The sequence below is a fragment of the Micromonospora sp. KC723 genome, from assembly GCF_004348595.1.
GTDB lineage: Bacteria > Actinomycetota > Actinomycetes > Mycobacteriales > Micromonosporaceae > Micromonospora.
This window is the reverse complement of record NZ_SMKD01000164.1, coordinates 1-11,076: the sequence shown is the minus strand read 5'-3', so window position 1 is coordinate 11,076 and position 11,076 is coordinate 1. Positions and strand designations below refer to the sequence as shown.

General features: G+C 74.4%; 13 protein-coding genes. 3 read left to right on the top strand and 10 right to left on the bottom strand.

Going from position 1 to position 11,076, the window contains the following annotated elements; all coding sequences use genetic code 11:
* On the bottom strand, positions 1-1,065 hold a 1,065-nt coding region (locus E1165_RS25260; protein WP_132394227.1), incomplete at its 3' end, for a polyprenyl synthetase family protein.
* Positions 1,066-1,128: 63 nt separating this feature from the next.
* Between E1165_RS25260 and E1165_RS25255 the strand changes: the two genes are divergently transcribed.
* Entirely contained in the window at positions 1,129-2,046 is a 918-nt protein-coding gene (locus E1165_RS25255; protein WP_132394226.1) for a phytoene/squalene synthase family protein, read from the top strand.
* A gap of 17 nt (positions 2,047-2,063) precedes the next feature.
* Here E1165_RS25255 and E1165_RS25250 read toward each other — a convergent pair whose 3' ends face one another.
* Positions 2,064-3,119, bottom strand: a complete 1,056-nt coding sequence (locus tag E1165_RS25250; protein WP_132394225.1) for a serine hydrolase domain-containing protein — start codon at positions 3,117-3,119, stop codon at positions 2,064-2,066.
* Positions 3,120-3,438: 319 nt separating this feature from the next.
* Between E1165_RS25250 and bluB the strand changes: the two genes are divergently transcribed.
* Positions 3,439-4,059, top strand: coding sequence for a 5,6-dimethylbenzimidazole synthase (bluB, locus tag E1165_RS25245; protein ID WP_132394224.1), 621 nt, complete (start codon positions 3,439-3,441; stop codon positions 4,057-4,059).
* Positions 4,060-4,188: 129 nt separating this feature from the next.
* Positions 4,189-5,028, top strand: coding sequence for a Rieske 2Fe-2S domain-containing protein (locus E1165_RS25240; protein ID WP_243704985.1), 840 nt, complete (start codon positions 4,189-4,191; stop codon positions 5,026-5,028).
* Positions 5,029-5,080: 52 nt separating this feature from the next.
* On the opposite strand, the gene E1165_RS25235 is transcribed toward E1165_RS25240, so the two are convergent.
* The 8 genes from E1165_RS25235 to E1165_RS25200 form a co-directional block, all read right to left on the bottom strand.
* Positions 5,081-6,310: a LysM peptidoglycan-binding domain-containing protein gene (locus E1165_RS25235; RefSeq protein WP_132394222.1), complete on the bottom strand. Its 1,230-nt coding sequence runs from the start codon at positions 6,308-6,310 to the stop codon at positions 5,081-5,083.
* A 14-nt stretch (positions 6,311-6,324) separates the two neighbouring features.
* Positions 6,325-6,756 (bottom strand): hypothetical protein, encoded by a 432-nt coding sequence (locus E1165_RS25230; protein WP_132394221.1) that lies wholly within the window; start codon positions 6,754-6,756, stop codon positions 6,325-6,327.
* Positions 6,753-7,226 carry a TadE/TadG family type IV pilus assembly protein gene (locus E1165_RS25225; protein ID WP_132394230.1) on the bottom strand — a complete coding sequence of 158 codons (474 nt, stop codon included), beginning with the start codon at positions 7,224-7,226 and terminating at the stop codon, positions 6,753-6,755. The genes E1165_RS25230 and E1165_RS25225 overlap by 4 nt, the downstream gene beginning before the upstream one ends.
* Positions 7,223-7,621, bottom strand: coding sequence for a TadE/TadG family type IV pilus assembly protein (locus E1165_RS25220; protein WP_243704986.1), 399 nt, complete (start codon positions 7,619-7,621; stop codon positions 7,223-7,225). The genes E1165_RS25225 and E1165_RS25220 overlap by 4 nt, the downstream gene beginning before the upstream one ends.
* A gap of 104 nt (positions 7,622-7,725) precedes the next feature.
* On the bottom strand, positions 7,726-7,917 hold the full coding sequence (locus E1165_RS25215; RefSeq protein WP_132394220.1) for a hypothetical protein: 192 nt from the start codon (positions 7,915-7,917) through the stop codon (positions 7,726-7,728).
* Positions 7,918-7,929: 12 nt separating this feature from the next.
* Positions 7,930-8,787: a type II secretion system F family protein gene (locus E1165_RS25210; protein ID WP_132394228.1), complete on the bottom strand. Its 858-nt coding sequence runs from the start codon at positions 8,785-8,787 to the stop codon at positions 7,930-7,932.
* On the bottom strand, positions 8,787-9,686 hold the full coding sequence (locus tag E1165_RS25205; protein ID WP_132394219.1) for a type II secretion system F family protein: 900 nt from the start codon (positions 9,684-9,686) through the stop codon (positions 8,787-8,789). The genes E1165_RS25210 and E1165_RS25205 overlap by 1 nt, the downstream gene beginning before the upstream one ends.
* On the bottom strand, positions 9,683-11,076 hold a 1,394-nt coding region (locus E1165_RS25200; protein WP_132394218.1), incomplete at its 5' end, for a CpaF family protein. The genes E1165_RS25200 and E1165_RS25205, both read right to left, overlap by 4 nt.

Here is an 11,076-nt window from a genome sequence, read left to right as displayed (position 1 = left end):
CTCGGCCACCCGGTCGGAGATCATTCGCTCCACCCGGGAGACCGCCCCGGTGGCGGCGACCAGTTCGGCCAGCCGGCCCACCTCGTGCGGCTCGGTCACCGTGCCGGCCCGGTCCAGCGCCTGCCGCTGACCGGGGGTGGCGAGCTGCCGGGCCAGCAGCAGCAACGCCGTCGGTTTGCCGGTGCGAAGGTCGTCCCCGGCCGGCTTGCCGGTGGCGGCCGGGTCGCCGTACACACCGAGCAGGTCGTCGCAGAGCTGGAACGCCTCGCCGACGGCCCGGCCGTACCGGCTGTAGGCGGCGATCAGCGACGCGTCGGAGGCGAGCCCGGCCAGGCAGGCGCCGAAGAGCAGCGGCCGTTGGACGGTGTAGCTGGCGGTCTTGTAGCGGGCCACCCGCAGCGCCCGGTCCAGCGACCAGTGCGCCGCGTCGTTCTCCCCGAGCACGTCGAGGTACTGACCGGCGATCGTCTCGACGCGCATCTGGTCGTAGCATCGGCGCACGTCGAACAGTCGTGCCGGGGTCACGGTGGCGCGGCTGAGCAGCCGGTCGGCCCAGACCATGCAGAGATCGCCGATGAGCACGGCCACCGTCTCGCCGAACCGGTCCGGGTCGCCGCTGTGTCCGGCGGCCACGTGTCGGGCGGCGACGGCCCGGTGCACGGTGGGTCTGCCCCGCCGGGTGTCGGAGGCGTCCATCACGTCGTCGTGGACCAGCGCGAAGGTGTGCAGCAGTTCCAGCGCGGCGAACGCCGGCAGCACCGCCGACAGCGGCTCGGCGCCGCCGACCGCGCCACGCCAGCCCCAGTAGGCGAAGGTCGGACGGACCCGCTTGCCGCCGGCCAGCACGCTGTCGCGCGCCGTCGCGGCGAACGCGCCCATCGCCGCGTCGATCCGGGTGAGCGCCTCGACCTCGGCGGCGAGGAAGCCCGCCAGGGTGTCGTCGACGCTCGCGACCAGATCCTCGGTGAACGCGGCGGCCGGTACGCCACGGAACCGAGCCTCCGTCGCTCCCGGCTGTGCCGGCGCCGCGCGGAGCGCGTCACCGGCCACTGCGTCGTTGGCCATGGGGCGAGCGTACCCTAGGGTAACGAGTTGCGTCGATTTCTGCGTCGGATCTGAGGAGGGCTGGTGGACACCGACCTCACCGCCGCCTATGCCCGCTGCCAGGACCTCCACCGGCGACACGGGCGTACCTACTATCTCGCCACCCGGCTGCTCCCCTCCTGGAAACGGCGGCACGTGCACGCCCTGTACGGCTTCACCCGGCACGCCGACGAGATCGTCGACCGCACCGAGGACCTGCCGCCGGCCGAGCGGGCCGCCCGGCTCCACGACTGGTCCACCCGCTTCCTCGCCGGCCTGCGCGGCGAGCCGATCGACGACCCGCTGCTTCCCGCCGTGTTGCACACCATCGCCGTCTTCGACCTGGACCGGGGCGACTTCGCGTCGTTTCTACGCAGCATGGCGATGGACCTGACCGTCGTGTCGTACCCGACCCACAACGACCTGCTCGACTACATGGAGGGCTCGGCGGCGGCCATCGGCACCATGATGCTGCCCATCCTCGGCAGCTCCGACCCGGCCGCCGCCCGCGAACCGGCCCGCCAACTCGGTTTCGCCTTCCAGCTCACCAACTTCATCCGGGACGTGGCCGAGGATCTCGACCGGGGCCGCACCTACCTGCCCGACGAGGACCTGGCGAAGTTCGACGTCACCCGGGACGACCTGCTCGCCGCGAAGGCGGCCGGCCGCGCCACCGGCAACATCCGGGACCTGATCGAGTACGAGGTGACCCGCGCGCAGGCCCACTACGAGGCCGCCGCGCCGGGGATCCCCCTGCTCGCGCCCGCCTCACAGGCCTGCATGCGTACCGCGTACGCGCTCTACGGCGGCATCCTCGACGAGATCGCCGGGCAGGACTACGACGTGTTCGCCGGGCGGGCGCTGGTGTCGCGGCGTCGCCGGGTGACGGTGGCCGCCCGCGCCCTGCTCACCGCGACAGGCAGCCGTGTCCTGGTGCCCGGACCCCACCTCACCGGGGTGTGAGGCACGTACGCGGTGTGTCAGAGGCAGGAGTGCAGGGCCTCGACGAGTTCGTCCACCCGGTCGTGGCCGGCCAACCGGGCGGTCACGTACGCGAAGGCGTAGCCGCGCCGTGGGTCCGCCCAGGCGCTGCTGCCGCCGATCCCGCCCATGCCCCAGCTCCCGTCCTCCTCCCCCTGCATGCCGAGCGTCCACCGGGTACGCCGTTCCAGCAGCAGATCCGGGCCGTCGTACTGCACCCGGGTCGCCTCGGCCACCAGATCGGCGCCGAACACCCGGACCCCGTCGAGGGCACCCCCGCCGAGCAGACCCGCGTAGAACCGGGCCAGCCCGGAGGCGGTGGCGTGCAGGTTGACCGCCGGCACCTCGGCTCCCCGCCAGAGTGGGCTGTTGACCACCGCCACGTCCAGGCCGCCCGACGGATTACCCAACGCCCGGGCCCGCAGCGACCCCGGTGTGCCCCGCGTCCGCACCGGCCACCCCGGATCGCCGTACGACACGTCGGCACAGCGCCGCTGGTCGGTCGCGCCCAGCCCGAAGGCCAGGTCGAGCCGCCACGGGCCGGCGATCTCCTCGGCCAGGAAACGGCCCACCGGCCGGCCGTCCACCCGGCGCACCAGTTCGCCCACCAGATGCCCGTACGTCCAGGCGTGCTCACCGGCGACGGTGCCCGGCTCCCACTCCGGAGTCGCGGCGGCCAGGTCGGCGCAGAGCAGCGCCCAGTCGGCGACCGCCTCGGCCGGCCGGACCACCGGGAACGCGGGCAGTCCGGCGGTGTGGCTGAGCACCTGCCGGACCGTGGCCGGCGTGCGGAACTCCGGCCAGTACGCCGCGACCGGCGAGTCCAGCTCCACCCGCCCCCGGTCGATCAGCGCCAGCAGGCAGGCCGCGGCCAGCGGCTTACCGACCGAGTAGACGTTCACCAGCGTGTCCGGCCGCCACCCGGCGTCCGAGCCGCCGACGAGGTCGACGACCGGGTGGCCGTCGTGCCAGACGGCCAGCGCCGCGCCGGTCTCCCGACCGGAGGCGAAGAGGTCGTGGAAGCAGTCCCGGACCGGGGTGAAGCGTGGGTGCACCGGGCCACGGTATGCCGCGCGGAGGTTACCGGCGCGGGAATTCCCACTCGGCCCGGTGGCCGGGACCGGTCCGCGCGGCGACGGTCAGGGCCAGAACGGTACGGACGGCGCGGGTACGCGTGTTCGTCACGGTGTCCCCCGTGGGGGTGGCCTCGACGGACCGCTCGACCGGGTCAGGGGCCGGAGCCGACCACTGTAGACGGCCGAGCTTCGACACACCGTCCGGGGCCGGCCCGCCCGGCCGCTAGCATCGCCGACAGCACGATCATGCGAGGTGCCCACCCACGACGACGTGGGCCGAGCGCAGCGGGAGCCTGCCATGGATCTGTACACCGCCATCCACCGTCGCCGCGACGTCCGCGCCGAGTTCACCGGCGAGCCGGTGCCGGACGAGACGCTGCACCGGATCCTGGACGCGGCGCACGCCGCGCCCAGTGTCGGCTACTCGCAGCCGTGGGACTTCGTCCTGGTCCGCGACGTCGGGCTCCGGCGCCGGTTCCACGAGCACGTACGGCAGGAGCGGGACGTCTTCGCCGCCACCCTGTCCGGCGAGGCCGCGCGGCGCTTCGCCCGTATCAAGATCGACGGGGTGTTGGAGTCGACCCTGTCCGTCGTGGTCACCTACGACCCGTCCCGGGGCGGCCGGGACGTGCTGGGCCGGCACGCCATCGCCGACGCCGGCCTCTACTCGGTCTGCCTGGCGATCCAGAACCTCTGGCTCGCCGCCACCGCCGAAGGACTCGGCGTCGGCTGGGTCTCGTTCTACCGTGAGCCGTTCCTGGCCGAACTGCTGGGCATCCCCGTCGGCATCCGGCCGGTCGCCTGGCTCTGCGTCGGCCCGGTGACGCACCTGGAATCCGTCCCCGACCTGGCCCGGCACGGCTGGCGGCAGAAGCGCCCCCTGGCCGAGGCCCTACACGCCGACCGCTGGACGCCCTGACGGCGCGAGCGTGCCCGATCCGCCCGGCGCGACGCCCGGAGCACCGACTGAGCCCCGACGTGGGAGAACGTGCCCACCGCCCGGTTTGCGACCGCGCCTGCCGGGAAGTCGGAGAAGGTGCGAGCGCTGATGACGAAGATCGAACAGAACGCGAAGCTGGACCGGATCGGTGACCGGCTCCAACGGGTTGTCCAGGGGACCCTGCGCGGGCAGCGGGTCCGCGATCTGCTGCACGGCGTCTGGCTGGGCCACCCGCTGCACCCGGCGATGGTGCAGGTGCCGGTGGGTGCCTGGATCAGCACCGCGGTGCTGGACCTGCTGCCCGGCCAGCGTCGCGCGGCCACCACGCTGGTGGCGCTCGGCACCGCGAGCGCCGTGCCAGCCGCTGTCGCCGGCCTGAACGACTGGGCCGCGCTGGCCCGCGACCAGCGTCGGGTCGGGCTGGTGCACGCCGCCTCGAACACCGTCGGGCTGGCGCTGTACGCCGGTTCGTTCGCCGCCCGGCTCGGCGGCCGGCACGGGACGGGGCGGGTGCTGGCGTACCTGGGGTTGAGCGCGGCGAGCATGGGCGCGTACATCGGCGGGCACCTGGCGTACAAGCAGGGCGCGCAGGGCAGCCAGAGCATCTCCGAGCTGCACCGGATGAGCGACGAGTGGCGGGCGGTCGCCGATCTGGCCACGCTGCCGCAACGCAAACTGGTCACCCGGGAGGTGGACGACGTCTCGGTGATCCTCTACCGGCACGGCGACGACATCACCGTGATGCTGGAGCGCTGCCCGCACCAGAGCGGTCCGCTCGGCGAGGGCGAGGTACGGGAGATCGGCGGGCACGACTGCGTGGTCTGCCCCTGGCACGGTTCGACGTTCCGGCTCAACGGCGGTGAGGTCGTGCACGGGCCGTCCCCCAACGACCAGCAGATCCTGCCCACCCGGGTGGTCGACGGCGTCCTGCAGACCAAGCTGCCCTGACCCACCCCGGCACCGACGCCCGAAGGCGGGGCCGGGGCGGCGTACCCGTGGATCAGCCGCGGCGGTGACGCCCGGAGTCGAGGACCCGGGCGGCCGGACGGCGACGCAGCCCCAGCACCGCACCGATCTGCGCGCCGACGATGCTGGCCACGGCGAGCACCGCCGAGACCGCCAGCGGCCGGTTGAGCCTGTCGTCGTCGCCGGTGCGGGATGCTCCCACGGCCATCGCCGGAGCCTGCGTCGCCTGTCGGACCTGCGGTGACTGGCCGGCGGCCGGCCCCTGCGGGGCACCGGCCCGTTCGCCGCCGGCGGCCTGCCCAGCCGGGGCGCCCTCGGCCGCCGCCTGCCCGCCGGCGGTGCCGACCGGCCCGCCGGCCATCTCCCGCGTCGGCTCGCCGGGCGAACCCGGCGCCTGCGGCGTGGCGCTCTCCGCCGGTGCCGGCGGCGTGGCGGCCTGCGGGGCGTCCGCCGGGGGGCGCGGTGACGGCTTGCGGGGCGGCGTGGCCACCAACCGGCCGGTCGCGTGCTCCCGGACGCCGCCGTCCGTCGCCTGTGCCGGCAGCCTGATGAGCTGGCCCGGGTGGATCCGGTCTGGGTCGGACAGCCGGTTGAGCCGGGCCACCTCCCGGTAACGGTCGAAGTCGTCCAGGTATCGCTCGGCCACCTCGCCCAGGTAGTCGCCCTTGGCGACGCGGTAGACCGGCGGGGCGGTCGACCGCCCCGCCGGCAACCCGGCGTCGTCCGGCGCCCCGCCCTGCCGCTCCGCGCCGGCCGGCAGTACGCCGTGTTGCGTGGTCGGCGTGCCGACGCCTGCCGGCGCGGCGAGCGCGGCGCCCGCGGCCACCGCCGGGTACGCCGTGCCGGCCGCCGGGTACGCCACCGCGCTGGCCGCGCTGGCCGCCGGGGCCGCCGCGAGGAGCAGGGCCACCGACCCCACCAGCGCCGCCGCCGCCCGCTGCTGCCGGCTCAGCCCGGGTAACCGGGGCGCCGGACGCCGCGCCGCCGCCGCCCCCAACTCCACCAGTACGGAGAAGGCGAAACTCGCCCAGCCGAGCCAGCCGACCACCGCCAACGCCCTCAGGAAGAGCTGGCCGTCGTCGCGGCTGGTCAAGGTGGTGCCCACCTCGGCCAGGGTGGGCAGCTGGTCGGGGAGCGGGTTTCCGGCGAAGGCGAGCAGCGCCACCGGCGCACCCACCAGCACCACGATCAGCACGACCAGCGAGCCGAACCCGGTGAGCAACTGCCCGGTCCGCCGGACGGCGGAGCCACGCGGTGCGGTCATGGCGGCGTTCCTTCCTACGGTGCCTCGGTGATGGCCCGTGCGGTGGCCTCACCCGTGACGGTGACGGTGCTGTCCATGCCGAACAGGCCCAGCATGTGCCGGCGGTAGGTGACGTCGACCTCCACCCGGATCTGCTTCTCGCCGCCGGCCACCGGGAAGCTGACCCGGTGCCCGGCCGCGCCCGCGGCCGAGAGGTAGTCCCGTACGGCGGCCCGGGCGTCGGCCTCGTCGATCTCCTTCGGCCCGCCGGCGATCGCCTGGGCCCGGTCGACGGCCTGGCCGCCGCTGCGGGCCGCCTCGGCGGCGAGGTTGTCGGCGCGCTGCAACGACCGGAGCTGGCCGGCGCCGTCGTACGCGACGCCGATGACCGCCAGTACGCCGAACATGGCGACGGCCAGGAAGAGGCTGACCCGCCCGGCGTCTCGTCGCGCGTCGCAGGCGGTCATCCTCGGCTCCGGTAGCGGTCCAGTGGCGAGGTGAAGCTCGCCGAGACGGTGGTGCGCAGCGGCATCCCGGGCAGCACCGGCAGCGCCAGGTCGGCGTGGGAGACCACACAGGTCACCGAGACGGTCACGCTCGCCGGCTCGCCGGCCGGGCTGCGGTACGCGGCGTCGAAGCTGGTCGCCTGACCGCCTACCGCGCCGCTGAGCGCGATCCGGGGTGCGGCGAAGCAGTTCAGGCCCCGCCAGTCGAGCTGCCGGCGGGCCGCGTCCCGGGCCGCCGCGCGGGCGGCACCGGCATCCCGGGAGATCGAGGCGGCCCGGGCGGCGTCGTGCGCGGCGGACTCGACCGCCTCGTCGGCGACCGCCGTCCGCCCGGTCACCCCGGCGAGGACGATCAGTGCGATGAAGGCGGGGGCGAGCACGGCCACCTCCACCGAGACCGAACCCCGTCCACGGTCCACGGCGGCGGTCACGGGTCGGTCCACCGTTCGACGGTGCCGTGCGCGGTCTGCCGTACCTCGAAGCTGACCCCGGGCACGACGGACAGGGACCGGCCGGTGACGGTGCAGGTCACCTCAGTGGCGCTGGCGGCACAGCTGGGCTTCCCGCCGACCAGCCAGTCACCGGCGGCGGCCAGGAACCCGGCCGCGCGGGCCTCGCCCGCCCCGACCGGCGCCTGGAGTGCCCGCTGCGCGTTGACCCCGCTCTGCGCCGCGTGCAGCGCGGTCGACCGGGCCACGAACCAGACCGCCACCTGCACGGAGGCGAAGAGCAGCACCAGCACCGCCGGCATCACGACGGCCAGCTCCACCGGGTTCGCGCCCCGGTCCGTGCCCCCGGCGGTGAGGCGGCGGACGGCCAGGGCCACGCGGAGGCCGGGTCGCTCCGGATGCGGCGCACGGGTGAGCGCGTCCCGGGGCCGGACGGTGGGGACCGCCCGGCCCGGGCACACGACTGGGGGAGCGGGTGGGGTCACTTGCCCGGGATGCTGTTCATCCAGCTCTCGGCCTTCTGCAGCACCAGGCCGGTGACCGCGGTGGCCGCGACCACCAGGCCAGCGATGATCACCGCGGTGGGCACCGGGCTGTCGCCCCGGTCCGACTCGCGACGCAGCCGGGACAGCCGGTCCACCGCGGCGAGGTAGAAGAACGTGAACATGCGCATGGGGAGGGCTCCTCACAGACGGGCGACGAAGGGATAGATGATGAAGCCGAGCAGGACGAAGACCAGCAGCGACCCGGGGATGTCGAGCCGGCTGGTGATCCCCTCGGCCCGGGTCAGGTTGTCGGTGCGGATCTGGTCCCGCAGCGAGTCGGCGCGGCTGCGCAGCGTCTCGTGCACCTGCGCGCCCTCGCTGCCCGAGTTCCGCATGATCGCGCCCACGTCGCCCAGCTCGGCGATGCCGATCCGGTCGGCCAGCTCCTGCAACTCGTCCCACGGGGAGTGCATCTGCAACTGCGCGATCCGCAGCGACTCCCGGATCCGCTCGAACACCCAGCCGTCGCAGACCGTCGCCGCGCGTTCCAGGGACTGCACCGGGCCGTGCGCCGCCGACAGCTGCAACGCCACCAGATCCAGGTAGGTGCAGACCGCCTGGCGGAACTCGTCCCGGGCGGCGTCCGCCTTCGCCAGCACCGCCCGGTGGGCCAGCAGCGCGCAGAGCAGGGCCATCCCGATGCTGCCCAGCACCGGTACGGCCACCGGCAGGCGCATCCCGCCGAGGAAGAGCAGCGCGCCGAGCACGGTCGGGGTGGCCAGCCCGATCAGGGCGGAGAGGAGCACCGACAGGGCGTACTGCTCCGGGGTCCGGCCGATCAGGGCGAGCTGGCGGTGCGGTGGGCTGAGCCAGCGGGCGAACCCACCCAACCAGTCCAGCCGCCGCGAGGAGGCGGCCGTGCCGGGCGGCTGGTGCAGCCGGCGCAGCGCCGGGCCGAGCGCCGGGTACGCCGGCAGTGCCTCCCGGACCAGCAGAAACACGCCCAACCCGATCCCCGCGCCGCCCAGCACGGCGATCGCGAGCTGCCAGTTGAGGATCACGCGACCGCCTCCTCCGGATCGGGGGCGGGCAGGAACCGGGCCGGTGGCGGGGGCTGGCTCATCGACCGCACCCAGACCAGCAGGCCGATGAAGGCCGCGCCGAGCACCGCCATCACCAGTTGCCCGACGACGGTGCCGTACGGGCGGATGTAGTCGGTGTTCAGCAACCCGTACGCGAGCACCACCAGGGTCATCCCGGTGAGGAAGCGAACGGCGAACCTCGGCTGGGTGCGTTTCGCCTCCACCTCGCGGCGGGTGGCCACCTCGGCGGCGGCAGCCGAGGCGATCGCCCCGAGCACGTCTCCGAGGCGCTCCCCCCGGTCGGTCAGGTGCAGGATCAGCGCGGCCACCACCTGGTCGCAGACCGGGTCGCCGATCTCGTCGGCGAAGGCGAGCAGTGCGGTGCGGGCCGTCCAGCCGGCCTGGAGGCGCGCCGCGAGCAGCCGTACCTCCTCCTGGATCTCCTCGGGAACGGTGGCGATGGTGTTGATGATCGCCGCCTGGAGGCCCTGCCCGGTGGCGGAGACGTCCTTGAGCCGGCGGGTCCACTCACCGACCGCCTCGACCCGGGCGATCGCCCGTTCCTCGGCCTTGCCGACGGCGAAGAGCCAGGGCACGCCCGGTACCGCCGCCGCCACGATCAGGCCCACCACCGGCAGCCCGGTGAGCAGGAAGGACAGCGCCCCGGCCCCCGCCGCCACCGCCAGCCGGGCCCGCTGGATCCGCCGCTCCCGCAGCCCGGGGCCCGGGCCGGGCCAGAGCCGGCGCAGGCCACGACCGGCGCCGGGGCGGGAACGCGCGGGCGCGCGGGTGCCGGTGAGCGCGACCACGGCCAGCACCAGACCGGCCACGCAGGTCGCACCGGAGACGACGGCGACCAGCTCGATCGGGCTCATCGCCGGACCACCGGAGCGAGCCGGCTGTGCCGGGGGCGGCGCCACGCGCCCGCGCCGGCCTCGATGAACCGGCTGAGCAGCCGGGCGTCGTACCCGACCCGCAGGAGCTGGGCGCGGATGCGTTCGGGCAGGTGGCGGGGGATCGCCCGGCCGTCAGGGCCGGGCCCGAAGACGCTGGTGGTGATGATCCGGCTGCCCTCGCCGACCCCGATCACCTCCTCGACGTGGGAGACGAAGCGGTGCTTGCGCCCGCCGATCGCGGTCTCGTCCTCGACGGTCACGTAGACGATCAGGTCGAGGGCGTTGCCGGCCATCCGGCGGGCCTGGTCGACCGTCATCTCCCGGCCGTGGGCCAGTGCCAGCTCGATGATCCGCTCGCTCACCCCGGCCGGGGTACGGGCGTGGATGGTGCACATCGACCCTCGGCTGGTCGTCATCGCCTGGAGCATCGGCACGATCTCCCGGGACCGCACCTCCCCGACGATGATCCGCAGCACGCCCATCCGCAGCGACAGCGGGATCAGGTCGGCGATGCTCACCTCACCGGCCGGCCGGCCGTCCAGACCGCGCTCGCCGTGCCCCTCCCGTGCCTCGAAGCTCATCACCGCCCGGTGCTTGTGCCCACGCCGGGCCGGCAGCAACTCCCGGCTCTCCTCCAGCAGCACGTACGGCTCGTCCGGCGGGATCTCGTCCATCAAGGCCCGGATGACGGTGGTCTTTCCCGCCCCGGCCAGCCCGGCGACCATGATGTTCAGCCCGGCCCGCATCGAGGCGCGCAGGAAGTCCCGCAGCAGCGGATCGATCATCTCGTCCAGGTCCGGACGGGTGCCGCAGATGTCCTCCAGGCTGACGTCCAGCGTGTTGTGCTTGCGGATCACCGCGTACGGGCGGTGGCTGACCAGGAAGACCGCCGCGAGCCGGCTGCCGTCGGGCAGTTGCAGGTCCAGCGTCGGCTTCGACGTCGACAGGGACCGTTCGGTGGCTCCCGCCCGGCGGGCCGCCGCCTGGAGGATCTCCACCAGTTCCTCGTCGCTGTCGGCGATCGGTTCGGCCCAGTCCACGCCACCGCCGTGCCGGGTGATGCGTACCTGGTCGCAGCCGAGGATGTGCACCTCCTCGATGGAGTCGTCCACCAGCAGCGTCTGGAGTCGACCCAGGCCGACCAGTTCCGCCGTGACCTGGTCGAGCAGGAGCCGTTCCTCGTCGGCGGTGAGCGGGGTGCCGGCGCGGCGTACCGAGTCGGCGTAGCCGGAGACGACGGCGACCGCGAGCCGGGCCCGCTCGACCTCCTCGGCGTTCGCGTCGAACTCCCGACCCCGCTGCCAGTGGGTGAGCCGTTCGCTCAGTTCTCGGCGCAACTCGCGGACCACCGCGAAGTCCACCTTCGGCC